The sequence below is a fragment of the Ornithinimicrobium flavum genome (assembly GCF_004526345.1).
In the GTDB taxonomy this organism is placed as follows: Bacteria; Actinomycetota; Actinomycetes; order Actinomycetales; family Dermatophilaceae; genus Ornithinicoccus; species Ornithinicoccus flavus.
This window is the reverse complement of record NZ_CP038213.1, coordinates 2,030,459-2,055,194: the sequence shown is the minus strand read 5'-3', so window position 1 is coordinate 2,055,194 and position 24,736 is coordinate 2,030,459. Positions and strand designations below refer to the sequence as shown.

Below are 24,736 nucleotides of genomic sequence, written 5' to 3'. Positions count from 1 at the left end.
GACCCATTGTGCGGTGGCATGCTGGTGCCATGCGTGAGGTGCTCGAGGAGCTGCTGGGCTGGTGGCAGCAGGGTGACGAGGTCGCCCTGGCCACCGTCGTCGGCACCTGGCGGTCGGCGCCGCGCCAGCCCGGCGCCGCGATGCTGGTCGGGGCGGAGGGTGAGGCCGTCGGGTCGGTGAGCGGCGGGTGCGTCGAGGGCGCGGTCTACGAGCTGGGCCAGCAGGTGATCGCCTCCGGATCTCCTGTGCTGCAACGGTATGGCGTCTCCGACGACGAGGCCATGGGGGTGGGGCTCACGTGCGGGGGCATCCTCGACGTCTTCGTCGAGCGGGTCAGCCGCCAGGACTTCCCCGAGCTGGCGGAGGTGGCCACCGACATCGCCGAGGGTCGTCCGGTGGCGGTCGCCACCGTGGTCGCCCACCCGGACCCGGCCTACCTCGGCCGCCATCTCGTCGTCCGTCCCGAGGGGGAGCACGCCAGTGCGGGGACCCTGGGGACGGACCGCCTCGACCACTCCGTGCTGGACGACGCGCGCGGCATGCTCGCCCAAGGCCGCACCGCGACGATCGAGTACGGCCCCGCCGGCGAACGGCGCGGCGAGGGTATGAGGGTCTTCGTCGCCAGCTACGCCCCGCGGCCGCGGATGCTGGTCTTCGGCGCGATCGACTTCGCCGCCGCCGTCGCCAGGATCGGGTCCTTCCTCGGCTACCGCGTGACGGTGTGCGACGCCCGGCCGGTGTTCGCCACGCGGAGCCGCTTCCCCGAGGCGGACGAGGTCGTCGTGTCCTGGCCGCACCGCTACGTGCAGCAGCAGGTCGCCGAGGACGCGCTCGACCCGCGGACGGTGGCGTGCGTCCTGACCCACGACCCGAAGTTCGACGTGCCCCTGCTGGCGACGCTGCTGGGCCCGGACGCCCCTGACCTCGCCTACGTGGGGGCCATGGGCTCCCGGCGCACCCACGAGGACCGGATCGCCCGGTTGCGGGAGGCCGGCCTCACCGACGCGCAGCTCGCGCGCCTGCGCAGCCCCGTGGGCCTCGACCTCGGGGCCCGGACGCCGGAGGAGACGGCCGTCTCCATCGCCGCCGAGATCATCGCGGACCGGTGGGGGGGACGGGGCGAGCCGCTGTCGGTGACGGAGGGGCCGATCCACACCGGGCACGCCTGACCGACCTCGCCGGGCACGACCCGCCGTGACGGACCTCACCCCTTGCGGTGGGAACCTGTGTCACGGCAGGATCGGGCAGGACGACGACGTCCACCCCTGCGGCTAGGAGAGCCATGACGAAGATCACCGTGAAGGTCGACGGCACCAGTTACACCGACGAGGTCGAGCCCCGCACCCTGCTCGTCCACTACCTGCGAGAACAGCTGGGGAAGACCGGGACGGTGGTCGGCTGCGACACCAGCAGCTGCGGGGCCTGCACTGTGCACCTGGACGGACGCAGCGTGAAGTCCTGCAACGTCCTGGCCGTCCAGGCCGACGGGCACGAGGTGACCACGATCGAGGGCATCGCGGACGGTGAGCGCCTCAGCCCCGTCCAGGAGGCCTTCCGCGACTGTCACGCCCTGCAGTGCGGCTTCTGCACGCCGGGCATGATCATGCAGGCCACCGATCTGCTGCAGGAGAAGCCGCATCCCACCGAGGAGGAGGTCCGGGTCGGCATGGAGGGCAACCTGTGCCGGTGCACCGGCTACCACAACATCGTCAAGGCGGTCCTGCAGGCCGCCGGCGCCGGCAAGGGAGGTGAGCAGTCGTGACCGTCAGCCCCGAGGCCGTCGAGGACATCGTCGAGGACCGCACCGACATCGAGAACGGGCCGGACGCGTCAGGAAGCGCCAGGGAGGTGGGTCGCGACCGTCGCCGCAAGGAGGACCAGCGTCTGATCACCGGCCGCACGCGGTGGACGGACAACCTCGTGCTCCCCGGCATGCTGCACCTGTCCATGGTGCGCAGCCCCTACGCCCACGCCCGGATCACCGGCATCGACACCACCGCGGCCAGGGAGTCCGACGGCGTCGTGACCGTCATCACCGGCGAGGACGTCAAGGACCTGCAGGGCAGCCTGCCCTGCGCCTGGCCCATCACCGAGGACCAGAAGTCCCGCCCCACCCGGCCATCGCCGTGGACCGGGTGGCCTTCTCCGGCGAGGTCGTCGCGGTGGTGGCCGCCCGGACCGCCGCTGCCCGGGACGCCGCCGAGCTGGTGGAGGTGGACTACGAGGAGCTGCCCGCAGCCCTGGACCTGCGTGCCGCGGCCGCGGACCAGGACGGCGTGCTGGCCCACCCCGAGCTGGGCACCAACCGCTCGGCCACCTGGGTCTTCGACTCCGCGGAGGCGGGCACCGGCGAGAGCGCCGACGCGGCGATCGCCGCCCGGGAGGACGGCATCGTCATCGAGCGGGAGTACCGCCAGCAGCGCCTGATCCCCTCCTTCATGGAGCCGCGCAGCGTGGTGGTCGACCCCACCGGCGAGCAGTTCGTCATGACCTCGGCGACGCAGGTGCCGCACATCCTGCGGCTCATGCTCGCGCTGACCCTCGGGGTGCCCGAGCACAAGGTCCGCGTCATCGCCCCCGACGTGGGGGGCGGCTTCGGCGGCAAGCTGCAGGTCACGCCGGAGGAGATCATCACCTTCCTCGTGGCCCGGCACACCGGGAAGCCGTGCAAGTGGACCGAGACCCGCAGCGAGTCGCTCCTGGCCGCCCACCACGGCCGCGACCAGTGGCAGAAGCTGACGCTGGCCGCCCGCAAGGACGGCACCGTGACCGGCCTCAAGGTCGAGCTGCTCGCCGACATGGGTGCGTACCTGGGCCTGGTCACGCCCGGTGTGCCGATCCTCGGCGCCTTCATGTTCAACTCCATCTACAAGTTCCCCGCCTACCACTTCTCCTGCACCAACGTCTTCACCAACAAGACGTGGACCGACGCCTACCGCGGCGCCGGCCGCCCGGAGGCGACCTTCGCCATCGAGCGGCTCATGGACGAGCTGGCGGTCGAGCTCGGCCGGGACCCGCTGGAGGTCCGTGAGCAGAACTGGATCCGGCACGAGGAGTTCCCGTTCACCACCGTGTGCGGCCTGGAGTACGACTCCGGCAACTACGAGGCGGCCACGGAGCGCGCCAAGGAGCTGTTCGGGTATGACGAGCTGCGGGCCGAGCAGGCCCGGCGCCGCGAGAGCGGCGACCGCGTGCAGCTGGGCCTGGGCATCTCGACCTTCACCGAGATGTGCGGCCTGGCACCCTCCCGGGTCCTCGGTTCGCTCAGCTACGGTGCCGGCGGCTGGGAGACCGCCTCCGTCCGGATGCTGCCCAGCGGCAAGGTCGAGGTCATCACCGGTTCCTCCGCCCACGGGCAGGGTCACGAGACGGCGTGGAGCCAGATCGTCGCCGACCAGCTGGGCGTACCCTTCGAGGACATCGAGGTGCTCCACGGCGACACCCAGATCAGCCACAAGGGCCTGGACACCTACGGCTCGCGCTCGCTGGTGGTCGGTGGCCAGGCGGTCGTGAAGGCCGCCCAGAAGGTCATCGAGAAGGCCCGCCCGCTGGCGGCGCACGTGCTCGAGGCCAACCCGGACGACCTGGAGTGGACCGACGGGAAGTTCCAGGTCCGCGGCGCCGGTGAGGGCAGGAGGGCGTGGGCCTGGCCCAGCTGGCCCTGGCCGTATTCGCCGCCCACGACCTGCCCGACGGCATGGAGCCGACCCTGGACGCCGACGCCACCTTCGACCCGGTGAACTTCTCCTTCCCGCACGGCACCCACCTGTGCGCCATCGAGATCGACACCGAGACGGGAGCCTCCCAGATCCGGTCCTACGTCTGCGTCGACGACGTGGGCAACGTCGTGAACCCGATGATCGTGGAGGGACAGGTGCACGGCGGCCTGGTGCAGGGCATCGCCCAGGCGCTGTGGGAGGAGGCGGTCTACGACGAGCAGGGCACGCTGGTGACCGGTTCCTTCGTCGACTACACCCTCCCCACCAGCGCCGACACGATCAGCTTCGTCACCGACCGCACCGTCTCCCCGGCCACCTCGAACGACCTGGGTGCCAAGGGTGTCGGCGAGGCGGGGTGCATCGCCTCGACCCCCGCGGTGGTCAATGCGGTCGTCGACGCGGTCCGCCACCTCGGCGTCGACGACATCACCATGCCCTGCACCCCGGAACGGGTCTGGCGCGCCATCCACGACAGCGGGCAGGGCGGTGCGACCCCCACCGAGGACTCCGCCGACCCCAGGTTCGCCGAGGGCGCGCCCAACCAGGACCCACCCGGTGGGTCCGGCGTCGCCGACCACTCCACCACGACCGACGGGAGCGTCCTGTGATCCCCGCCCAGTTCGACTACGCCGCACCGCAGTCCGTCCAGGAGGCCCTCGAGCTCTTGGGTGAGCACGGTGACGAGGCCAAGATCATGGCCGGAGGCCAGTCGCTCCTCCCGGTCCTGAGGATGCGCCTCAACGCCCCCGGTCTCATCATCGACATCTCGGGGCTGGAGGAGCTCAGGGGCATCACCGACGAGGGGGACGCCATCCGGATCGGAGCCGGCGCCACCTACCAGGACGTGCTCGACTCGGACCTGGTGAGGGAGCACCTCCGACTGCTGCACCAGGCCGTGGAGACGGTCGCGGACCCGCAGATCCGCCACCGTGGGACGGTGTGCGGCGCGTTGGCCCACGCCGATCCCGCCGGGGACGTGGGTGCCCCGGTGCTGGCCCTCGACGCGGTGATGGAGATCCAGGGTCGTGGGGTCGTCGGCCCCCGCCGGGTGCCGGCCACCGAGTTCTTCGTCGACCTCTTCGAGACGGCCGTCGGCGAGGGTGAGCTGCTCACCGCGGTGACCATCCCCAAGCACACGGGATGGGGCAGCCACTACGAGAAGTTCGTCCGGGTCTCCCACCAGTGGGCCATCGTCGGTGTCGCCGCCGCGGTCCGCAGCGAGGGCGGGACCATCGCCGAGGCCAGGGTCGGGCTGACCAACATGGGCTCGACCCCGCTGCGCGCCACCGTGGTCGAGCAGGCGCTGGTCGGCCGGCCGGCCACCGAGGAGGCCGTCGCGGAGATCTGCGCTCAGGTCGGGGAGGGCACGGACCCGCCGTCGGACCTCAACGGGCAGGCGGACTACCGCCGGCACGTCGCCGGCGTCCTCACCCGACGGGCCGTGCTGGCCGCGGCGGGGGGCTGACCGGGATGGGGATGGAGTTGGTCCACTCGTTCACCGTGTCCGCCGACCCGCCGCGCACGTGGGCGTTGCTGACCGACCTGGAACAGGTCGGCGGCTGCTTCCCGGGTGCGACCGTCACCTCGGCCGACGAGGAGAAGTTCGAGGGGGAGGTCAAGGTCAAGCTCGGTCCGATCGCGGTGACCTACCAGGGCAAGGGCAGGTTCCTCGAGCGCGACGACGGGTCCCACCACGCCAAGATCGAGGGGCTGGGGCGTGGCCTGCGCGGCCTCGGCAACGCCACCGCCCTGGCCACGATCGACCTGGCGCCCCACGAGAGCGGCACCAAGGTCGACGTCGTCACCGACCTGTCGATCACCGGCAAGCCGGCGCAGTTCGGCCGCGGGGTCATGCAGTCGGTCTCGGACAAGCTGCTCGGCCAGTTCGTCGCCTGCCTGGAGTCCAGGCTCGCCGAGGAGCCCGGGTGAGTCAGCCGCCCGCGCCCGGGCCGATGTCGCCCGACCCGGGCCTCGGCACCCCGGGGATGACGCCTCTCGGCGGCCGGGGTGCCGACCTGTGGCAGCAGGCGCGCTCCCGGTGCACCGCCTGCGGCAGCGAGGGACTGCTCCACGAGGGCTATCTGGCCGACACCGGGGAGAGTGCCAAGGGCTACGTCCGCTGGGTCGGCGCACCCCGCGACACCAGCCTCTTTGGCAGCTTCTCCAGCATGGGCGCCGACAAGTTCCTCGTCCGCGCCTTCCGGTGCCGGGAGTGCCGCCACCTGGAGCTCTTCGCCGAGGAGCGCGACTAGCGTCGCACCCTGCCGGGCCGCCGGCCCCGACCCTCGACCACCCGGGCCCGGCCCCCGGCGACGGGACCCGGGGACGGCCCCCGGCATACCCTGGCGTCATGAGCACCGACGCCGAGCTGATCATGTCCACGACCGCCGAGGAGGAGGCGGTCCGGATCTGCCAGGAGCTGATCCGCATCGACACCAGCAACTACGGGGACGGGAGCGGCCCCGGGGAGCGGGCGGCGGCCGAGTACGTCGTGGGGCTGCTGCAGGAGGTGGGCCTGGAGCCGGAGCTCATCGAGTCCGACCCGGGCCGGGCCAGCGTCGTCGTCCGCACCGAGGGCCGGGACCGCTCCCGGCCCGGGCTGGTGCTGCACGGGCACCTGGACGTCGTGCCGGCCGAGGCCGCGGACTGGTCGGTCGACCCCTTCGGCGCCGAGATCAAGGACGGGATGATCTGGGGCCGTGGCGCGGTCGACATGAAGGACATGGTGGCGATGCTCCTGGCGACGCTGCGCCAGGTCGCCCGCTCGGGCGAGAAGCCCCCTCGCGACATCGTCTGGGCCTTCTTCGCCGACGAGGAGGCGGGGGGTCTGAAGGGGGCCGGTCACGTCGTGGCCACGCGCCCGGAGCTCTTCGAGGGGTGCACCGAGGCGATCAGCGAGGTCGGCGGCTTCTCCGTCACCCTGCCCGACCATGCCACGGGGGCACCGACCCGTGCCTACCTGCTGCAGACGGCCGAGAAGGGCATCGCCTGGTTGCGGCTCCACGCCCGCGGGCGGGCCGGGCACGGCTCGGTGCCGAACCCGCAGAACGCCATCGTGCGGCTGGCCGAGGCCATCGCCCGGATCGACGCCCACGACTGGCCTCGCACCTACATCGCCTCCGTCCGCGAGCTCTTCGACGGGGTCGCCGGGATCACGGGCGAGCCGTGGGACGAGGAGTCCGTCGAGGACCTGCTGGGTCGGCTGGGCGGCGCGCGGCGCTTCGTCGAGGGGACGCTGCGGGACACCTCCAACTTCTCCATGCTGCGCTCGGGCTACAAGATGAACGTCATCCCGCAGACCGCGTCGGCCTCCCTGGACTGCCGCTTCCTCCCGGGCCACGAGGAGGACCTCCTGGCCACCGTGCGCGAGCTGGCGGGGGAGCACGTGGAGGTCGAGATCGAGCACCTGGACGTCGCGCTCGAGGCGCCGACCAGCGGTGAGCTCGTGGACTCGATGAAGCGGGCGCTGCTCAAGGAGGACCCGGGCGCCCACGTGCTGCCGTACTGCCTGTCCGGCGGCACCGACAACAAGCACCTGTCGCGGCTGGGGATCACGGGCTACGGCTTCGCCCCGCTGCGGCTGCCGGAGGACCTCGACTTCGTGGGGATGTTCCACGGCGTCGACGAGCGGGTGCCCGTCGACGCGATCCGCTTCGGGACCCGGGTGCTGGCCCAGCTCATCGCGGACTGCTGAGCGGGCTCAGGCGGTGCGGCGCACCCGGATGATCCTGCGCCGCAGCACGACCTTGCGGACGCCGCCCCAGAATACCCGGACGCGGAAGAGCTCCCAGCTGCCGTACTCGGCGTGCTCGGTCAGGGCCTGCCGCACCTCCGCGCGGCCGGTGTCCCGACCGAAGGTGAGCTCCCGGAACTCGTACTCCACCATGGTGGCGCCAGCATAGGCAGGACGCCCGGGGGCGCGTGCACCGAGCCCCACGCCACGCCGATCTTCGCTACCGTCTGACCCATGACCGCCGACCCTCGTTCCGCCCTGTCCGTCTTCGTCGCCGCGCTCGAGACGCACCTGGAGACGGCCGCGGTCCGCCGGGGCAAGGACGACCCCTCCGTGGTGGCGGCCTACGAGCGGGTCGCCGAGGCGTTCACCGCCTACGAGGACGCCCTGCACGACGCCTACCGCGAGGTCACCCCCCTGGTGCTCTTCGACGAGGACCTCGCCGCCGACGAGGACGACGACGACTTCGAGGACGAGGGTGACGAGGACGACGACGAGGGCGACGACGACGGTGACGATGATGACGACGGTGCGGTGACGACGACGACGAGGGTGACGACACCTTCGACGACGACGACGAGGAGGACGACGACCAGACCTACCAGGGGCTGGACGACGAGGAGTACGACGTCGACACGGACCCCCGGGGCTGACCGGTGCGTCTGGGACTGAGCTGCGGCTTCTGGGGGCAGGGCCGCGACGAGGAGAACATCGCCCTGGTGGAGCGGGCCGACGCGCTGGGCGTCGACGTGGTCTGGGTGGCCGAGGCCTACGGCCCGGACGCCGTGAGCATCCTGTCCTACCTCGCCGCGCGGACCCGCCGGATCGGGCTGGGCGCCGGCGTGCTCCAGATCCCCGCACGCACCCCGGCCGCCACCGCGATGGCGAGCGTGAGCCTGGACAGCCTGTCCGGTGGCCGCTTCCGCCTCGGGCTGGGCGTGAGCGGGCCGCAGGTGTCCGAGGGGTGGCACGGCGTGCGCTTCCGCAAGCCGCTGGCACGCACCCGGGAGTACGTCGACATCGTGCGCACCGCCCTGGAGCGCCGGCCGGTGGCCTACGACGGGGAGTTCTTCACCCTGCCGCTGCCGGACGGACCCGGCAAGGCCCTGCGCCTGACGCACACCCACCGTCCCGACATCCCGCTCTACCTGGCGGCCGTCGGCCCCCGCAACCTCGAGCTGGCGGGGGAGATCGCCGACGGGTGGCTCGGTGTCTTCGTCGCACCCGACTTCATCGCCGAGCAGAAGGCGCACCTGGACGCCGGCCTGGCCAGACGGCATACCCCTCCGCCCCGGCCGTTCGAGCTGGACGGGACGGTGGCCCTGGCCGTGGGGGAGGACCTCGAGGCGTGCGCCCGGACCGTCAGCCCGTACGCCGCGCTCTACGTCGGCGGCATGGGCAGCCGGGAGCACAACTTCTACAACCAGCTCGCGTGCCGCATGGGCTACGAGCGGGAGGCCGAGCGGGTGCAGGAGCTCTACCTCGCCAAGGACCACCGGGGCGCCGCGGCGGCCCTGCCGCCCCAGTTCGTCGACGACACCTCGCTGCTGGGCGACGTGGACCGCATCACCGAGCGGATGCGCCGCTACCGGGACGCCGGGATGAGCACGATCTCCGTGGCCCCCTGGGGTGCCGACCTCGACGCCCGGGTGGCGGCCCTGGAGGCGGCCGTGGAGGCGCACTCCCGGCTCGGCGACGACGGGGCCGCCGGCTGATGGCGATCTGCCTGCTGGTCAGGCACGGACGCACGCGCTCCAACGCCGACGGCACCCTGGCCGGGTGGACCCCCGGGGTGGGGCTGGACGACACCGGGAGGGACCAGGCCCAGCGGGTCGGGGAGCGGCTGGCCGCCACCGGGCTGGTGGCCGTCGTCGCAAGCCCGCTGCAACGCTGCCAGGAGACGGCGGCGGCCATCAGCGCGGCGCAGCCCGCCGGGCATGAGGTCTCCCGGTCCACCGAGCCGGGGCTGGGGGAGGCCCGGTACGGCGCCTGGACCGGGCGCCCGCTCGCGGAGCTGGCCAAGGAGCCCCTCTGGCGGACCGTGCAGGACGCCCCCTCGCGCGTCACCTTCCCGGCCAGCCCCAGCTTCGAGCACGAGGCGATGTCGGCCATGCAGGAGCGCGCGGTGGCTGCTGTCCGCGCGTGGGACGCCCGGCTGGAGCAGGAGCACGGGCCGGGCGCGGTGTGGGTGGCGGTCAGCCACGGGGACGTCATCAAGGCGGTGCTCGCCGACGCCCTCGCGACCCCGCTGGACCATTTCCAGCGCATCGTCGTGGACCCGGCCTCGGTGAGCATCGTGCACCGGACACCGGGTCGTCCCTTCGTCCTGCGGACCAACGACACCGGCACCGACCCGGTGGACCTCTCCGGCCTGGTGGCCTCCCTCGTCCGCGAGGGGGCCAACGGCGATGCGGACGTCGGCGGGGGAGCGGGCCTCCCGCCGGCGGGGACGTAGGCTGACCCCCATGGTCCAGCACGTCTTCGACCCGCCGGAGCGGTGCGTCGCCGGCAGCGTCGGCCCCCCAGGTCAGCGGACGTTCTTCCTGCAGGCCGGCGGGGGCGGCCGGGTGGTGAGCGTGTCCCTGGAGAAGGAGCAGGTGCGGCTGCTCGGTGAGTCCCTCGCCGAGCTGCTCGACGAGGTCGGGGGGGAGGAGGGGTCGTCCGGGAGCGGGGAGAGGTATGCCGACACCGCCCCCCTCGACACCCCCATCGAGGACGACTTCCGGGTGCAGCGGCTGTCGGTCGCGTGGGAGGGTGAGCGGCGGCGCGTCGTGATCGAGGCCTTCGACCGGCCGGAGGCGAGCGACCTGCTGGAGCTCGAGCCGGACGACGACGCGGAGTTCCCCTGGTCGGGCATGCCTCCCCAGTCGCTGCGGGTGGTCCTGGCCCCCGGCCCCGCCCGCGCCTTCGCCTCCCGCTGCGCGAGCTCGCTCGAGGGCGGCCGGCCCTCCTGCCCGTTCTGCGGGCAGCCGCTGGACCCCTCGGGGCACATCTGCCCCCGGGCCAACGGCTACCGTCGCTGACGTGGCGGACGGGGTGGCCGCGGGGTCGACCGGGGCCGGTGACGACCTGCCGGTCCGCACGCCGGAGCTGACCGACGACGATGCCGTCGAGATCCTCACCGGAGCCCGCCTCGAGCCCGTGGGCGTGCTGACCGCCGCCTCCAACCTGACGCTGCTCGTGGAGCTGCACGACGCGGCGGGGGACCTCACGGGCCATCGCGCCGTCTACAAGCCCCGCCGGGGGGAGCGCCCGCTGGCGGACTTCCCGCACGGCACCCTGGCCTCCCGGGAGGTCGCCTCCTACCTCGTCTCCGCGGCCGCCGGTCTGGATCTGGTGCCGCCCACGGTCCTGCGGGACGGACCGCTGGGTCCGGGCTCGGTGCAGTGGTGGGTCGACCAGACCCCCGAGCGCCTCGCGGACCCCGCCGGCGGGCTCGTCGAGATCCTGCCGGCCACCGGTCTGGACGAGCGGTGGCTCCCCGTGGTGGACGCCCGGACCGAGGAGGGTGAGGAGGTCGTGGTCGCGCACGCCGACGACCCTCGGCTGCGGCTGATGGCGGTGCTCGACGTCGTCCTCAACAACGCCGACCGCAAGGCGGCGCACCTCACCCTCGACCCCCTCGGACGGTTGCGCGGCTTCGACCACGGGCTGTGCCTGCACGTGCAGGACAAGCTGCGGACGGTGCTGTGGGGCTGGGCCGGGGCACCGCTGGCCCCGCCCGAGGTCGACGCGCTGGAGCGGCTCGCCGATGCCCTGGCGGCCGGCGGCGGAGCCGGCCTGGAGCCCCTGCTCCACCCGCAGGAGCGGGAGGCGCTGGGTGCCCGGGTCGCCGGCCTGCTCGCGAGCCGGACCTTTCCCGCCCCGCCGCAGGACCGGTACCCCCTGCCCTGGCCCCTGTGGTGAGAGCCCCCGCCCGCCGGTCCGGCGCAGCCCGGGGTCGCGCCGGGGCAGGGTCGGGCGGCGGTTAGGCTCCCGCTGTGAAGTCCTGGTCCGCCGTCCCCGTCCCTCCCGTCCCGTCGTCGCACCCCGGTCACCCGGTCCGCGTGCACGACACGGCCCGTGGAGAGGTGGTCCCGGTGGGGAGCGCGGACGGCACCGCCCGGCTGTACGTCTGCGGCATCACGCCCTACGACGCCACCCACATGGGCCACGCCGCGACCTACGTCACCTTCGACCTGCTCCACCGCGTCTGGCGCGACGCGGGTTACGACGTGACCTACGTCCAGAACGTCACCGACGTGGACGAGCCGCTCCTGGAGCGGGCCGAACGCGACGGTGTGCCCTGGGAGGAGCTGGCGCGTCGGGAGATCGACCTGTTCTTCTCCGACATGGAGGCCCTGCGGGTGCTGCCCCCGGACCACTACGTCGGCGCGGTCGAGGGGATCCCCGACGACGTCGCCGCCGTCCGGCAGCTGCTGGGCACCGGCGTCGCATACCCCGTGCCCGTCCCGGAGGAGGAGCGCACCGTCGAGGGTGCCGGGCGCGTCGACCTCTACCTCGACCTCGCGACCCAGGACACCTTCGGCCACGTGAGCGGGTGGACCCGGGAGGAGATGATGGCGGTCAGCGCCGAGCGTGGCGGTGACCCCGAGCGCGTGGGCAAGCGCGACCCGCTGGACCCGCTGCTGTGGCGCGCGGGACGGGTGGGGGAGCCGCACTGGGACGGGGAGACCCTGGGCCGTGGTCGGCCGGGCTGGCACATCGAGTGCTCGACGATCGCGCAGCGCTACCTCGGGGTCGGCCTGGACGTGCAGGGCGGGGGCAGCGACCTCATCTTCCCGCACCACGAGATGACCTCCGTCGAGACGGCCGCCATGACCGGCGGACGCCAGTTCGCCCGCGCCTACGTCCACCAGGCGATGGTCGGCCTGGACGGGGAGAAGATGAGCAAGTCGAGGGGCAACCTCGTGCTCGTCTCCCGGCTGCGCGCTGCCGGTGCGGACCCCATGGCCGTGCGCCTGGTGCTGCTCGCCCAGCACTACCGGAGCGCCTGGGAGTGGACCGACGGGCTGCTGCACCGTGCCCAGGAGCGGCTGGAGGTATGGCGTTCCGCCGCCGCCCTCGGCGAGGGCGCCGGGGTGGGGGACGAGGCCGTCGTGACCGAGGTGCGCGGCCTCCTCGCCGAGGACCTGGACGCCCCCGCCGCCCTCGAGGTGGTCGACGCGTGGGCCCGCACGGCGCTGCAGGCGGGCGGTCACGGGGGTGTGGTCCCCCCTGCGGTCGACGCCCTCCTCGGCGTCAGGCTCTGAGCGCCGCGCGTCAGGCGCTGGGCGCCGGGCCGGCAGCCCGCACCAGCCGGAGCAGGTCCTCGGCGCCCACGCCGGCCAGGCTCGCGACGTGCACGGCCCCCGCCATCTCCGGGACCGCCACGACGTGGGGGACCACCAGGGTGGGCACCCCGGCAGCCGTCGCGGACGCCGCCCCGGTGGGGGAGTCCTCGAGCGCCACGCACGCCGCGGGGTCCACCCCCAGCCGGCGCGCGGCCTCCAGGTAGGGCTCGGGGTGCGGCTTGCCGTGAGCGACCTGCTCACCGGTGACGACCGCGGCGAACGTGCCCTCCGGCAGCCGGTCGACCAGCACCTCCGCGAGGGTCGTCCAGGACATGGTCACCAGCGCGCAGGGGACCCCCCGGTCCCCGAGCTCGGCCAGCAGCTCGCGCGCCCCCGGACGCCAGGGGAGGCGCTCGCGCGTGCGGCGCGCGACGGCGTGGAGCAGCCGGTGCACCACGTCCTCGGGGGTGCCCGTGACCGGCGTGCGCTCCAGGATGATCCTCGCGGAGTGCAGCAGGTCCTGGCCGACCAGGTCGTGCGCGTCGGCCTCCGACCACACCCCTCCGGCGGCCTCGACGAGCAGGTGCTCCTCGGCGATCCAGTAGGGCTCGGTGTCGATGATGGTGCCGTCCATGTCCCACAGGACGGCTGCGGGCAGGGCGGGCGGGGGAGGTGTCACGGGCGACCACGCTAGCCGCCCGAGGAGATTAGGGTGGTCGGAGGCTGGTTGGCCCCGGCCCTCGTCGAGCGTTCGGAAGGTGCCCATGATCGAGCTGCAGGACGTCGGTGAGCTGAGGGACCCGATCGTCATCGCCGCCTTCGAGGGGTGGAACGACGCCGGGGAGTGCGCCTCGGCCGTGGTCAAGCATCTCGCGACGATGTGGAAGGCCGAGGTCGTGGCCGCCGTCGACCCGGAGGACTACTACGACTTCCAGGTCAACCGTCCCCAGGTCGTCAACGTCGACGGTCGGCGGACCGTGCGCTGGCCCACGACCCGGGTGCTGCTGGCCCGCGACACCCCGGTCGGCCGCGACGTGCTCCTCGTCCACGGCATCGAGCCGTCGGTGCGGTGGCGCACCTTCGCCCTCGACCTGCTGTCCTACCTGCTGGACCAGGGGTCCGAGCTGGTGGTGGTGCTGGGGGGTCTGCTCGCGGACGTGCCCCACACGCGGCCCATCCCGGTGAGCCTCACGACCGAGGACGACAGCCTGCTCGCCAGCGGCGAGGACGTCGAGCGCAGCAGCTACGAGGGGCCCACCGGCATCGTGGGCGTGCTCACCGAGGAGGCCCGGCAGCACGAGCTGCCGGCGCTCTCCTGCTGGGCGGCCGTCCCGCACTACGCCGGGGGTGCGCCCTCCCCGAAGGCGTCGCTGGCGCTGCTCGGCCAGATCGAGGAGCTGCTCGACTGCGTCCTGGACGACAGCGCGATCCAGGAGGCGGCCCGGGCCTGGGAGCGGGGGGTGGACGAGCTCGCGGCGAGCGACGAGGAGGTCGCCGACTACGTCCGCCAGCTGGAGGAGGCCCAGGACACGGCCGACCTGCCGGAGGCCTCGGGCGACGCGATCGCCAAGGAGTTCGAGCGCTACCTCCGGCGTCGCGACGACTCCGGGTAGGCGCGCCCGGCGGCTACTCCGTGTCCTCGGCCCGCGGGCCGGTGAGTCCCGCGGCGCGGGGGTCCAGGGCGCGGGCCCGCGCGTACGGAGGCAGCGGTGGAGGAGTGCCGCCCCACGCCGGGCAGAGGGCCCGGTGCGCGCACCAGGAGCACGCCGGCCCCCGGCGGGGGCGCCACGAGCCCTGTGTGGCCACGTCCTCGATCGCTGACCACAGGGCCCGCACCTTGCGCTCGGTGGCCAGCAGCTCGGCCTCGGTCGGGTCGATCCACAGCACGGTGCGGTCGCGGGGGTAGACCAGCTGGAGACGGCTCGGCAGGACGCCGGTGCTGCGCCACAGGGCCAGGGCGTAGAACTTGAGCTGGAACAGGGCCCGTCCCTCGAAGGCCTCAGAGGGGGCCCGACCGGTCTTGTAGTCGACGACCCGGAGCCGACCGTCCGGCGCGGCGTCGAGCCGGTCGACGTAGCCCCGGATGACGAGGTCGCCCAGATCGGCCTCGACGTAGAGCTCCCGCTCCGCGGGCTCCAGGCCGGTGGGGTCCTCCAGGTCGAACCAGCGCCGCAGCAGGTGGCTCGTCTCCTCGCCGGGCAGCTCCTCGTCCAGCTGTGACAGCTCCGGTCGCTCGTCCAGCAGGCGGGCCCACTCGGAGGGGACGAGGGACAGGGCGGCCTCCGGGGTGCGCTCGGCGGCCGGCAGGTCGAAGAGGTGCTCGAGGACGGCGTGGACCAGGGTCCCGCGCGCCGCGGCGGCGCTGACGGGCTCCGGGAGCTGGTCGACGACCCGGAAGCGGTAGAGCATCGGGCACTGCATGAAGTCCGCGGCCCGGGAGGGGGACAGCGCACGGGAGGGCGACGACGCCCGGGAGGGCGACGGCGCCCCGGCCGCCGGCCCGTCCACGCCCGCCGGTGCACCCTGCATGCGGCTCACCCTAACCGCGGGCACCCACCGACCCGGTGCGCTCAGCGGGCGGCCGTGCCCAGCCGCCGCGGGACCTCCCGGAGCGCCAGGTCGACCCACTGCGCGACCTCGGCCGTGACCGGCAGCGCCCCCAGGGCGGACCGGTCGACCCACCGCATACCCTCGTCCTCCTGGACCCTCGGGAGCGGGACGTCCGGGTCCGGCACCGCGAAGTAGATGAGGTCGATGTGCTGGTGCCCGGGGGAGATGTCCTCCACCTGGACGCCCTCCGGCCGGAGCAGCTGGCGGGGTGAGCCCGGGGCGTCGTGCTCGATGCCCGCGGCACCGACCAGGCGCACCGTCAGTCCCGTCTCCTCCGTCGTCTCCCGCGTCGCCGCGTCGTCGGGCAGCTCGTGCGGCTCGATGTGGCCGCCGGGCGGGAGCCACAGACCGACCTTCGGGTGGGGGTGCAGCAGCACGTGGCCGGCGCTGACGACGAAGACCGCCACCGTGAAGTGCTTGACGATCCCGTCCGGGGGCTCCCGGTCCTCGACGTGTCCCACCGGGCGACGATAACCGTGCGGGTGTGCCGTGGCGCTGGCGGTAGGGTTTGCAGGGCACCGGCGCGGCCCGACCCGCCGGTGCACCGCCCCACCCGCCCACCACCGAGGAGCGCACCCGTGCCCAGCCAGATCCCCGTCAGTGTCGTCGTCGCAGGGAGCGAGCGCACGGTGGAGCAGGGCACCACCGCGGGTGACCTCTTCGCCGACGACCGTCAGGTCGTCGTGGCGCGCGTGGCCGGCGAGCTGCGCGACCTGGCCCACGTGCTCCAGGACGGTGACGTCTTGGAGCCGGTCCTGGTCACCGAGGACGAGGGGCTGGCCGTGCTGCGCCACTCCTGCGCCCACGTGCTCGCGCAGGCCGTGCAGCAGGCCTTCCCGGAGGCGAAGCTCGGGATCGGCCCGCCGATCCGCGACGGCTTCTACTACGACTTCGACGTCGCCGAGCCGTTCACCCCGGACGACCTCAAGGCGCTCGAGCGCTCGATGCAGAAGATCATCAACAGCGGGCAGACCTTCGCCCGGCGCGAGGTCTCCGACGAGCAGGCGCGGCAGGAGCTGGCCGACGAGCCCTACAAGCTGGAGCTCATCGGCCTCAAGGGCGGTGCCGCCGACGATGCGGCGGAGGGCGCGAGCGTGGAGGTCGGCGGCTCCCAGCTGACCATCTACGACAACCTCGACCGGACCGGTGAGGTCGTCTGGGGCGACCTGTGCCGCGGCCCGCACGTGCCGACGACCAAGCTCATCGCCAACGGCTTCAAGCTCATGCGCAGCGCGGCCGCCTACTGGCGCGGCTCGGAGAAGAACCCGCAGCTGCAGCGGATCTACGGCACCGCGTGGGCGACGAAGGACGACCTCAAGGCCTACCTCGAGCGGCTCGCCGAGGCCGAGCGCCGCGACCACCGCAGGCTCGGGGCGGAGATGGATCTCTTCTCCTTCCCGGAGGAGGTCGGCCCCGGCCTGCCGGTGTTCCACCCCAAGGGCGCGATTCTGCGGCGCACCATGGAGGACTACGTCTGGCAGGCGCACGTGAAAGCCGGCTTCTCCTACGTCACCACCCCGCACCTGTCCAAGGAGGGGCTGTTCCACACCTCCGGGCACCTGCCCTACTACGCCGACGGCATGATGCCGCCGCTGGACGACGACGGTCAGGCCTACCGCATCAAGGCGATGAACTGCCCGATGCACAACCTCATCTACCGGTCCCAGCAGCGGTCCTACCGGGACCTCCCGCTGCGCTACTTCGAGTTCGGCACGGTCTACCGCAACGAGAAGTCCGGCGTGCTGCAGGGGCTGACCCGCGTGCGGATGATCACCCAGGACGACAGCCACTCCTACGTCACCAAGGAGCAGGCACCCGGGGAGATCAAGCACCTGCTGGACTTCGTCCTGGGGCTGCTGCGCGACTTCGGCCTGGACGACTACTACCTGGAGCTGTCGACCCGGGACGAGACCGGGGAGAAGAAGGACAAGTTCATCGGCTCCGACGAGCAGTGGGCGGAGGCGACGGCCGTGCTGGAGCAGGTCGCCGTCGAGTCCGGCATCGAGCTCGTCGCGGACCCGGGGGGTGCGGCCTACTACGGCCCGAAGATCTCCGTCCAGGCCCGCGACGCGATCGGGCGTAGCTGGCAGATGTCGACCATCCAGTACGACTTCAACCAGCCCGAGCGCTTCGGGCTCGAGTACTCCGCCGCGGACGGCTCGCGCCAGCAGCCGGTGATGATCCACTCGGCCAAGTTCGGTGCCATCGAGCGGTTCATGGGGGTGCTCATCGAGCACTACGCCGGCATGTTCCCGCCCTGGCTGGCCCCCGTGCAGGTGGTCGGGGTCCCGGTCGCCGAGGACTTCGACGACTACCTGCGCGACGTCGAGGGGCAGCTGCGGGCCGAGGGCATCCGCGTGGAGCTGGACCTCTCCGACGACCGTTTCCCGAAGAAGATCCGCAACGCCAGCAGGAGCAAGGCCCCCTTCATCCTCATCGCCGGGGGCGAGGACCGCGAGGCCGGCGCGGTGTCCTTCCGCTACCGGGACGGCTCGCAGAAGAACGGCGTGCCGGTCGCGGATGCGGTCGCGGAGATCACCGCCGCCGTGCGCAGCCGCGTGCAGGTCTGAGCGGGCGGGCCGCGTGTCGGAGGGCCAGGGGTATGCCGTCGCTGGGTGAGTCGGCCGCCGCGGTGCGCGTGCGGACCGTGCCCGACGACGAGGCTCTCCTGCTGGGCGCCCTGCACCTGCAGTCCCTGCGCCGTCGTGGCCGGACACCCGCAGCCCGGCCCGGCGGCCCCTCGCACGTCCAGGCCTTCGCCCGGTCCTGGCAGCAGCGGTCCCTCGACCTGCCGGCCTGGGTCGCGGAGGCGGACGGGGAGCACGTGGGGATGACGATCTGCCGCGTGCCGCTCCTGCCCCGCGTGGGACCCGGGACCCCCGAGCTGGTCCTGCTCGAGGCCCTGGTCGAGGAGGAGCCCCGGGCGGAGGCGGTGACCCTGGCCCTGGTCCGGGGGATCGTCTCCTGGGCCCGGCGGGAGGGCTACCCGGCGGTGGAGGTGGCGCACGACGTCCGGCTGCCGACCGCCGTCCTGGACGGGGCCCGCGCGGACGTCCTGCCGCTCCGGCGCGTCAGTCTGCCGACCAGCCCCTGAGGCGCCGGCGCGTCAGCCGTCGCCGTGGTCGCGCCGGCCCGTGTGGGGCCCGCGGGGCGGAGCCAGCAGGAAGAGCGGGATCTGCCGCGTGGTACCCGCCTGGTAGTCGGCGTACGGCGGGAACGCCGCCACGGCGCGCTCCCACCAGGTGTCGCGCTCGGGACCGTCCTGGAGGAGCCGGGCACGCAGGGGGTGCTGGCGGGAGCCATCCTGGACCAGGACGTCGGGGTGGGCCACCACGTTGTGGAACCAGTGCGGGTGCTCCGGGGCGCCACCCTTGCTCGCGACGGCGAGGTAGCTGCCCTCGTGCTCGACCCGCATGAGGGGGACGCGCCGGAGCATCCCGCTGCGGGCGCCCCGCATCGTCACCACCACGATCGGCCGCCCCTGGATCTGGGCGGCGTCGGTGGTGCCGGCCCGGTCGATGTCCGCCAGCTGCCGGGCGACACCGCTCTGCCGCTCGGCAGGTAGGCCGGGGGCCGGGCCTCGTCGGCGGCTCCGTCGGCCAGGACGTGCAGATCCTCGTTCATGGGTGCGGCAACCGACCCGGCGGCGCGGGTGTTCCCGTCTAGGATCGGCCCCATGACCGAGGACGCCGCTGACCTGGCTGGTTCCCCCGACGGGTTCGAGCGGCTGTGGACGCCTCACCGGATGGCCTACGTGAGGGGGGAGCGGCCCAGCGAGTCGGCAGGGCAGGGATGCCCCTTCTGCGCGGCGCCCGGGAAGGAGGACGCCGAGGGCCTCATCGTGCACCGCGGCGTCTCCTGCTACGTCGTGCTCAACCTCTTCCCCTACAACCCCGGCCACCTGCTCATCTGCCCCTACCGGCACGTCCCGCTCTACCTAGACCTCACGGAGGAGGAGACCGAGGAGTTCACCCGGCTGACCAAGTCCGCCATGCGCGCCGTGCAGGCGGCCAGCGGCCCTCACGGCTTCAACCTGGGGATGAACCAGGGCGAGGTCGCCGGGGCCGGGGTCGCGGCCCACCTGCACCAGCACGTCGTCCCGCGCTGGGGCGGTGACGCCAACTTCCTGCCGATCGTGGGCCGCACCAAGGCCCTTCCCCAGCTCCTCGACGACGTCCGACGCCAGCTCGTGGCGGCCTGGCCGCAGGAGTAGCCCGACCGGTCCTGCACGGTGCCCGGGGTCGTCCCGGCACCGCGGTCGGAGGCCACGAGCGAGGTCGTAGAATGGCCGGTGCGACGCCTTGGCCTCCCCCCGCAGCGTCCGCCTCATACCCTCCCCCCGAAGAGAGACCCGCATGAGCGAGCCCACGCAGACCGACCACGCCACCGGCACGACCCGCGTCAAGCGCGGCATGGCCGACATGCTCAAGGGCGGCGTGATCATGGATGTCGTCACCCCCGACCAGGCCAAGATCGCCGAGGACGCCGGCGCGGTGGCCGTCATGGCCCTGGAGCGGGTGCCCGCCGACATCCGGGCCCAGGGCGGGGTCTCCCGGATGAGCGACCCGGACATGATCGACGGGATCATCGAGGCCGTCTCCATCCCGGTCATGGCCAAGGCCCGGATCGGTCACTTCGTCGAGGCGCAGGTCCTGCAGAGCCTGGGCGTGGACTACGTGGACGAGTCGGAGGTGCTCACCCCGGCCGACTACGCCAACCACATCGACAAGTGGGCCTTCACCGTGCCCTTCGTGTGCGGCGCGACCAACCTGGGTGAGGCGCTGCGCCGCATCACCGAGGGTGCCGCCATGATCCGGTCCAAGGGGGAGGCGGGCACCGGCGATGTCTCGAACGCCACCACCCACATGCGCACCATCCGGGCGGAGATGCGCCGCCTCCAGGGGATGGCCGAGGACGAGCTCTACGTCGCGGCCAAGGAGCTGCAGGCGCCCTACGACCTGGTCAAGGAGGTCGCCCGGGCGGGCAAGCTGCCGGTGGTGCTCTTCACCGCCGGAGGGATCGCCACGCCCGCCGACGCGGCCATGATGATGCAGCTGGGCGCGGAGGGGGTGTTCGTCGGGTCGGGCATCTTCAAGTCCGGCAACCCGGCGCAGCGCGCGGCCGCGATCGTCAAGGCGACGACCTTCCACGACGACCCCGACACCATCGCCGAGGTCTCCCGCGGGCTGGGCGAGGCCATGGTGGGCATCAACGTGGACGAGATCGCCCAGCCCCACCGCCTCGCCGAGCGCGGGTGGTGAGACCGGGCGGCGACGGGGCGCCCCGGTGAGCGCGCCGCTCATCGGTGTCCTGGCCGTCCAGGGCGACGTCCGCGAGCACGAGGCGGCCCTACGCGCCGCGGGGGCCGAGCCCCGGCGGGTGCGGCGGCCGGCCGAGCTGGAGGGCCTGGCCGGGCTCGTGGTGCCGGGCGGTGAGTCGACCACCATCGACCGGCTGGCCAGGGTGTTCGGGCTGCACGAGCCCATCCGTCGGCTGATCGCGGAGGGACTTCCCGTCTACGGGTCCTGCGCCGGGATGATCCAGCTGGCGCAGGAGATCCTGGACGGGCACCGGGAGCAGCAGTCCTTCGGCGGCATCGACATGACGGTGCGCCGCAACGCCTTCGGCCGTCAGGTCGAGTCCTTCGAGACGGACCTGGAGGTGGCCGGCCTGACGGACCCCACCCGTCCGGTGCGGGCCGTCTTCATCCGGGCGCCCTGGGTGGAGCGGACCGGCCCGGACGTCGAGGTGCTCGCCCGCGTCGAGGGACACCCCGTGGCGGTCCGGCAGGGGCGGCTGCTGGCGACCTCCTTCCACCCCGAGGTCGGCGGCGACCACCGGGTCCACGAGCTGTTCGTGCGGATGTGCCGCGAGGCGCAGGCCGGTCGGGCACCGGGGACGGTGCCCCCGGCAGGTAGCATCGGGCGCTGAGTTCCGAGCCGGACGAGGGAAGCAGGAGACGCAGATGTCGGGTCACTCCAAGTGGGCGACGACCAAGCACAAGAAGGCCGCGATCGACGCCAAGCGCGGCAAGCTGTTCGCCAAGCTCATCAAGAACATCGAGGTCGCTGCCCGGATGGGCGGAGGGGACCCGGCCGGCAACCCGACGCTCTACGACGCCATCCAGAAGGCCAAGAAGAGCTCGGTCCCCAACGACAACATCGACCGCGCGGTCAAGCGCGGCTCCGGTGCCGAGGCCGGAGGGGCGAGCTACGAGGCGCTGGTCTACGAGGGCTACGCACCCGGCGGGGTGGCGCTCTACATCGAGTGCCTGACCGACAACAAGAACCGGGCCGTCATGGAGGTCCGCACCGCGCTCTCCCGCAACGGCGGGTCGATGGCCGACAGCGGCTCGGTCGCCTACCTCTTCGAGCGCAAGGGCCAGGTCGTCGTCCCCAAGGAGCAGGAGGGCGGCGCCACGAGCGAGGACGCGCTCCTCGACGTCCTGCTGGAGGCCGGTGCGGAGGAGATCGAGGACCTGGGCGACAGCTTCGAGGTCCTCTCCGACGCCGGTGACGTCGTGGCGGTGCGGACCGCGCTGCAGGAGGCCGGTCTCGACTACGACTCGGCCGAGGCGACCTTCGTGCCGAGCATGGAGGTGCCGCTCGACGCGGACGGCGCCCGCAAGGTGATGCGGGTCATCGACGCCCTCGAGGACTGCGACGACGTCCAGAACGTCTACTCCAACGCCGACATCTCCGACGAGGTCCTCGCCCAGCTCCAGGAGGACTGACCACCCGGACCCCTCCGGCCGCCCCGTCCGGCCCCTGCCCTCCGGCGGGCGGGCGACGCCGCGGGGAGGGCGCGTCACCCGCGCGGGCGCCCCTCTCAGCGTGTCGGTGCCCCGGGCGGGGCCGCTCGCGGGTAACGTCGCGAGTGCGAACATCTGTCCACATGACCGACCGGCCCGGAGGTGAGCCCGTGCGCGTGCTCGGAGTCGATCCGGGTCTCACCCGGTGCGGTCTCGGCGTGGTCGAGGGGCTGCCGGGTCGCCGGCTACGGCTGGTCGAGGTCGGCGTCGTGCGCACGCCCGTGGGCGACGACCCGGCGGAGCGGCTGCTGACGCTGCAGACCGAGCTGGACGAGTGGCTGGCCCGCACGACGCCCGACGCGGTGGCGGTGGAGCGGGTCTTCGCCCGGGCCAACATCCGGGGGATCATGGGCACGGCGCAGGCCTCCGCGGTCCCCATGCTGGCGGCTGCCCGCCTCGGACTCCCGCTGGCCATGCACACCCCGTCGGAGGTCAAGGCGGCCGTCACCGGCAACGGCCGCGCCGACAAGGCGCAGGTGGGGCACATGGTCACCCGCATCCTCGGCCTGGCGCAGACGCCCCGGCCCGCCGACGCCGCCGACGCCCTCGCCCTGGCGATCTGCCACCTGTGGCGTGGCGGCGCACCGGGCCTCTCAGGAGACCCGGCGGGGCCCAACCGGCTCCAGGAGGCCCAGGAGCAGGCTGCTCGCGCGGGCACGCCGACCAACAGACTGGCCGAGCTGCACGCCCAGCACCGCACCGCGGCCCGCGCCGCCGCCGCCCGAGCCTCAGGCCGTGGCGGCACCCGCGGCGGCACATCCATGACCAGCAGGAGGACCATCCCGTGATCGCTTCCGTCCGCGGCCCCGTGCGGCACGTCGGGCTCGACCACCTCGTCGTCGAGGTCGGGGGGTGGGCCTGCTGGTCCACACCACCCCGGCCACCGCCGCCGAGGCCCGCTCCGGGCAGGAGGTCCTCCTCGAGACCACGCTGGTGGTGCGCGAGGAGTCGCTGACCCTCTACGGGTTCGCCGCACCGGAGGCCAGGGCGCTGTTCGAGCAGGTGCAGACCGTCAGCGGCGTCGGCCCCCGGCTGGCGCTCGCCATGCTGTCCGTCCACAGCCCCGAGGAGGTCCGCCGGGCGCTGCGCAGGGCGACCTGGTCGCGCTCACCAAGGTGCCGGGCATCGGCAGGAAGTCCGCCGAGCGCCTGGTGCTCGAGCTCAAGGACAAGATGCTGGCCGTCGGGGTGGACCCTGCCTCCCAGCCCGCGACCACCTCGGGCCGGGCCGGGGAGGAGGCCGTGGTGGGCCAGGTGCGCGAGGCGCTGGAGGGTCTGGGGTGGAGCGCCAAGCAGGCGGACGGCGCCCTGTCCGCGATCGCCCGGGACCCGGACGCCCCGACCGAGGTCTCCGACCTGCTGCGCGCGGCCCTCCGGGAGCTGGGCCGGTGAGCGCCTCGGAGCTCGACCCGAGCCCCTGGGGGGACGGGTCGCGAGAGGTCGAGCCCGACTTCGGGGCCGGGGAGGACCCCGGCGTCGGGCGGATCGTCGACCCCGGGGGTGGGGACGAGGAGCGGCGCATCGAGGCCGCGCTGCGGCCACGCCGGCTCGCCGACTTCCCCGGCCAGCAGCGGGTGCGCGACCAGCTGGGTCTGGTGCTCGAGGCCGCCCGTCGACGCGTCTCACCGCCGGACCACGTGCTGCTCTCCGGCCCGCCCGGGCTCGGTAAGACGACCCTGGCCATGATCATCGCCGGGGAGCTGGAGCAGCCGCTGCGGATCACCAGCGGCCCGGCCATCCAGCACGCGGGCGACCTGGCGGCGGTCCTGTCCTCCCTGGTCGAGGGAGAGGTCCTCTTCCTCGACGAGATCCACCGCATGAGCCGACCGGCTGAGGAGATGCTCTACCTCGCGATGGAGGACTTCCGGGTCGACGTCATCGTCGGCAAGGGGCCCGGCGCGACTGCGATCCCGCTCGAGCTCCCGCCGTTCACGGTGGTCGGCGCCACGACCCGCTCGGGGCTGCTGCCCGCGCCGTTGCGCGACCGGTTCGGCTTCACGGGGCACCTGGACTACTACGCCACCGAGGACCTCGTCACCATCCTGCACCGCAACGCGGCCCTGCTCGGGATCGAGGCGGACGAGGCAGGGGTCCACCAGGTCGCCTCCCGGTCCCGCGGCACCCCCCGCATCGCCAACCGCCTGCTGCGGCGGGTGCGTGACTGGGCGCAGGTGCACGGCGAGGGGGTCGTGGACGAGCCGGCCGCACGGTCCGCCCTCGCCCTCTTCGACGTGGACGAGATCGGTCTGGACCGCCTCGACCGGTCGGTGCTCGAGGTGCTGTGCACGCGTTTCGGTGGCGGTCCGGTGGGTCTGTCCACGCTCGCCGTCGCCGTGGGGGAGGAGCCGGACACCGTCGAGACGGTGGCCGAGCCCTACCTCGTGCGGGAGGGCTTCCTGGTGCGGACCCCGCGGGGCCGCGCCGCCAGTCCTGCCGCCTGGGAGCACCTGGGGCTGGTCCCGCCCACCGCGGGTGACCGCCCCTCCGGGAGCGGCCCGGTGGACCTCGGCCCAAGCCGGCTCGGGCGTACGCCCGCCGAGGCGGCACGGCAGCAGACCCTTCCCCTGGAGCCGGAGTAGGGCCGACACGGG

General features: G+C 73.4%; 28 protein-coding genes and 2 pseudogenes. 25 read left to right on the top strand and 5 right to left on the bottom strand.

The window, feature by feature from the left end; translation table 11 throughout:
• Nucleotides 1-29 precede the first annotated feature (29 nt).
• From E3Z34_RS09645 to E3Z34_RS09615, 9 genes and pseudogenes are all read left to right on the top strand, one after another.
• Nucleotides 30-1,169: an XdhC family protein gene (locus E3Z34_RS09645; RefSeq protein ID WP_134773417.1), complete on the top strand. Its 1,140-nt coding sequence runs from the start codon at nucleotides 30-32 to the stop codon at nucleotides 1,167-1,169.
• A gap of 113 nt (nucleotides 1,170-1,282) precedes the next feature.
• Complete coding sequence (locus E3Z34_RS09640; protein ID WP_134773416.1) at nucleotides 1,283-1,762, top strand: (2Fe-2S)-binding protein; 480 nt, start codon at nucleotides 1,283-1,285, stop codon at nucleotides 1,760-1,762.
• A 170-nt stretch (nucleotides 1,763-1,932) separates the two neighbouring features.
• A pseudogene (locus E3Z34_RS19815) lies at nucleotides 1,933-2,001 on the top strand (hypothetical protein); the annotation flags it as partial.
• Nucleotides 2,002-2,135: 134 nt separating this feature from the next.
• A complete protein-coding gene (locus tag E3Z34_RS19810) occupies nucleotides 2,136-3,740 on the top strand; it encodes a xanthine dehydrogenase family protein molybdopterin-binding subunit (protein WP_338043709.1) in 1,605 nt (534 codons plus the stop codon).
• Nucleotides 3,641-4,327 carry a molybdopterin cofactor-binding domain-containing protein gene (locus E3Z34_RS19805; protein ID WP_338043708.1) on the top strand — a complete coding sequence of 229 codons (687 nt, stop codon included), beginning with the start codon at nucleotides 3,641-3,643 and terminating at the stop codon, nucleotides 4,325-4,327. The genes E3Z34_RS19810 and E3Z34_RS19805 overlap by 100 nt, the downstream gene beginning before the upstream one ends.
• Entirely contained in the window at nucleotides 4,324-5,184 is an 861-nt protein-coding gene (locus E3Z34_RS09630; protein ID WP_134773415.1) for an FAD binding domain-containing protein, read from the top strand. The genes E3Z34_RS19805 and E3Z34_RS09630 overlap by 4 nt, the downstream gene beginning before the upstream one ends.
• Nucleotides 5,185-5,189: 5 nt before the next feature.
• Nucleotides 5,190-5,648: an SRPBCC family protein gene (locus tag E3Z34_RS09625; protein ID WP_238695102.1), complete on the top strand. Its 459-nt coding sequence runs from the start codon at nucleotides 5,190-5,192 to the stop codon at nucleotides 5,646-5,648.
• The gene (locus E3Z34_RS09620) at nucleotides 5,645-5,971 is read left to right on the top strand and encodes a hypothetical protein (RefSeq protein WP_134773414.1); all 327 of its coding nucleotides are present in this window, start codon (nucleotides 5,645-5,647) and stop codon (nucleotides 5,969-5,971) included. Before E3Z34_RS09625 ends, E3Z34_RS09620 begins: the two co-directional genes overlap by 4 nt.
• 98 nt (nucleotides 5,972-6,069) lie before the next feature.
• On the top strand, nucleotides 6,070-7,413 hold the full coding sequence (locus E3Z34_RS09615; RefSeq protein ID WP_134773413.1) for a M20/M25/M40 family metallo-hydrolase: 1,344 nt from the start codon (nucleotides 6,070-6,072) through the stop codon (nucleotides 7,411-7,413).
• 6 nt (nucleotides 7,414-7,419) lie between these two features.
• Here E3Z34_RS09615 and E3Z34_RS09610 read toward each other — a convergent pair whose 3' ends face one another.
• Entirely contained in the window at nucleotides 7,420-7,605 is a 186-nt protein-coding gene (locus E3Z34_RS09610) for a DUF5703 family protein (protein ID WP_134773412.1), read from the bottom strand.
• Nucleotides 7,606-7,686: 81 nt separating this feature from the next.
• Here E3Z34_RS09610 and E3Z34_RS17690 point away from each other — a divergent pair, with 81 nt between their 5' ends.
• The 6 genes from E3Z34_RS17690 (at nucleotide 7,687) to mshC (ending at nucleotide 12,704) form a co-directional block, all read left to right on the top strand.
• A complete protein-coding gene (locus tag E3Z34_RS17690) occupies nucleotides 7,687-8,124 on the top strand; it encodes a hypothetical protein (protein ID WP_158288653.1) in 438 nt (145 codons plus the stop codon).
• Nucleotides 8,109-9,167, top strand: coding sequence for an LLM class F420-dependent oxidoreductase (locus E3Z34_RS09600; protein WP_134773411.1), 1,059 nt, complete (start codon nucleotides 8,109-8,111; stop codon nucleotides 9,165-9,167). Before E3Z34_RS17690 ends, E3Z34_RS09600 begins: the two co-directional genes overlap by 16 nt.
• Nucleotides 9,167-9,907 (top strand): MSMEG_4193 family putative phosphomutase, encoded by a 741-nt coding sequence (locus E3Z34_RS09595; protein ID WP_134773410.1) that lies wholly within the window; start codon nucleotides 9,167-9,169, stop codon nucleotides 9,905-9,907. Before E3Z34_RS09600 ends, E3Z34_RS09595 begins: the two co-directional genes overlap by 1 nt.
• Before the next feature lie 10 nt (nucleotides 9,908-9,917).
• Entirely contained in the window at nucleotides 9,918-10,475 is a 558-nt protein-coding gene (locus tag E3Z34_RS09590; protein WP_134773409.1) for a DUF3090 family protein, read from the top strand.
• Nucleotide 10,476: 1 nt separating this feature from the next.
• Nucleotides 10,477-11,358, top strand: coding sequence for an SCO1664 family protein (locus tag E3Z34_RS09585; RefSeq protein WP_170213001.1), 882 nt, complete (start codon nucleotides 10,477-10,479; stop codon nucleotides 11,356-11,358).
• Between the two features lie 74 nt (nucleotides 11,359-11,432).
• Complete coding sequence (mshC, locus tag E3Z34_RS09580; RefSeq protein ID WP_134773408.1) at nucleotides 11,433-12,704, top strand: cysteine--1-D-myo-inosityl 2-amino-2-deoxy-alpha-D-glucopyranoside ligase; 1,272 nt, start codon at nucleotides 11,433-11,435, stop codon at nucleotides 12,702-12,704.
• Between the two features lie 10 nt (nucleotides 12,705-12,714).
• Here mshC and E3Z34_RS09575 read toward each other — a convergent pair whose 3' ends face one another.
• On the bottom strand, nucleotides 12,715-13,404 hold the full coding sequence (locus E3Z34_RS09575; protein ID WP_420818947.1) for an HAD family hydrolase: 690 nt from the start codon (nucleotides 13,402-13,404) through the stop codon (nucleotides 12,715-12,717).
• 85 nt (nucleotides 13,405-13,489) lie between these two features.
• Between E3Z34_RS09575 and E3Z34_RS09570 the strand changes: the two genes are divergently transcribed.
• Nucleotides 13,490-14,338: a PAC2 family protein gene (locus tag E3Z34_RS09570; protein ID WP_134773406.1), complete on the top strand. Its 849-nt coding sequence runs from the start codon at nucleotides 13,490-13,492 to the stop codon at nucleotides 14,336-14,338.
• A gap of 13 nt (nucleotides 14,339-14,351) precedes the next feature.
• Here E3Z34_RS09570 and E3Z34_RS09565 read toward each other — a convergent pair whose 3' ends face one another.
• The gene (locus E3Z34_RS09565) at nucleotides 14,352-15,134 is read right to left on the bottom strand and encodes a RecB family exonuclease (protein ID WP_238695481.1); all 783 of its coding nucleotides are present in this window, start codon (nucleotides 15,132-15,134) and stop codon (nucleotides 14,352-14,354) included.
• Nucleotides 15,135-15,295: 161 nt separating this feature from the next.
• Nucleotides 15,296-15,796: an NUDIX hydrolase gene (locus tag E3Z34_RS09560; protein WP_202976936.1), complete on the bottom strand. Its 501-nt coding sequence runs from the start codon at nucleotides 15,794-15,796 to the stop codon at nucleotides 15,296-15,298.
• 117 nt (nucleotides 15,797-15,913) lie between these two features.
• Between E3Z34_RS09560 and thrS the strand changes: the two genes are divergently transcribed.
• Both thrS and E3Z34_RS09550 read left to right on the top strand, forming a co-directional pair.
• On the top strand, nucleotides 15,914-17,905 hold the full coding sequence (thrS, locus tag E3Z34_RS09555; RefSeq protein ID WP_134773404.1) for a threonine--tRNA ligase: 1,992 nt from the start codon (nucleotides 15,914-15,916) through the stop codon (nucleotides 17,903-17,905).
• Between the two features lie 32 nt (nucleotides 17,906-17,937).
• On the top strand, nucleotides 17,938-18,429 hold the full coding sequence (locus E3Z34_RS09550) for a hypothetical protein (RefSeq protein WP_134773403.1): 492 nt from the start codon (nucleotides 17,938-17,940) through the stop codon (nucleotides 18,427-18,429).
• Between the two features lie 12 nt (nucleotides 18,430-18,441).
• Here the strand turns inward: E3Z34_RS09550 and E3Z34_RS09545 are convergent, their stop codons facing one another.
• Nucleotides 18,442-18,792, bottom strand: a complete 351-nt coding sequence (locus tag E3Z34_RS09545; protein WP_338043706.1) for a nitroreductase family deazaflavin-dependent oxidoreductase — start codon at nucleotides 18,790-18,792, stop codon at nucleotides 18,442-18,444.
• A 219-nt stretch (nucleotides 18,793-19,011) separates the two neighbouring features.
• Here E3Z34_RS09545 and E3Z34_RS09540 point away from each other — a divergent pair, with 219 nt between their 5' ends.
• The 7 genes and pseudogenes from E3Z34_RS09540 to ruvB all read left to right on the top strand — a co-directional run bounded on the left by E3Z34_RS09540 (nucleotide 19,012) and on the right by ruvB (nucleotide 24,724).
• A complete protein-coding gene (locus E3Z34_RS09540) occupies nucleotides 19,012-19,548 on the top strand; it encodes an HIT family protein (protein ID WP_134773402.1) in 537 nt (178 codons plus the stop codon).
• 142 nt (nucleotides 19,549-19,690) lie between these two features.
• A complete protein-coding gene (gene pdxS / locus E3Z34_RS09535) occupies nucleotides 19,691-20,596 on the top strand; it encodes a pyridoxal 5'-phosphate synthase lyase subunit PdxS (RefSeq protein WP_134773401.1) in 906 nt (301 codons plus the stop codon).
• Nucleotides 20,597-20,621: 25 nt separating this feature from the next.
• Nucleotides 20,622-21,266, top strand: a complete 645-nt coding sequence (pdxT, locus tag E3Z34_RS09530) for a pyridoxal 5'-phosphate synthase glutaminase subunit PdxT (protein ID WP_134773400.1) — start codon at nucleotides 20,622-20,624, stop codon at nucleotides 21,264-21,266.
• Nucleotides 21,267-21,300: 34 nt separating this feature from the next.
• Nucleotides 21,301-22,068 carry a YebC/PmpR family DNA-binding transcriptional regulator gene (locus E3Z34_RS09525; protein WP_134773399.1) on the top strand — a complete coding sequence of 256 codons (768 nt, stop codon included), beginning with the start codon at nucleotides 21,301-21,303 and terminating at the stop codon, nucleotides 22,066-22,068.
• Nucleotides 22,069-22,256: 188 nt separating this feature from the next.
• A complete protein-coding gene (gene ruvC / locus E3Z34_RS09520) occupies nucleotides 22,257-22,934 on the top strand; it encodes a crossover junction endodeoxyribonuclease RuvC (RefSeq protein ID WP_134773398.1) in 678 nt (225 codons plus the stop codon).
• A pseudogene (gene ruvA / locus E3Z34_RS09515) lies at nucleotides 22,931-23,537 on the top strand (Holliday junction branch migration protein RuvA). The gene ruvC and the pseudogene ruvA overlap by 4 nt, the downstream one beginning before the upstream one ends.
• 92 nt (nucleotides 23,538-23,629) lie before the next feature.
• Nucleotides 23,630-24,724, top strand: a complete 1,095-nt coding sequence (gene ruvB, locus E3Z34_RS09510) for a Holliday junction branch migration DNA helicase RuvB (protein ID WP_238695480.1) — start codon at nucleotides 23,630-23,632, stop codon at nucleotides 24,722-24,724.
• Nucleotides 24,725-24,736: the final 12 nt, after the last annotated feature.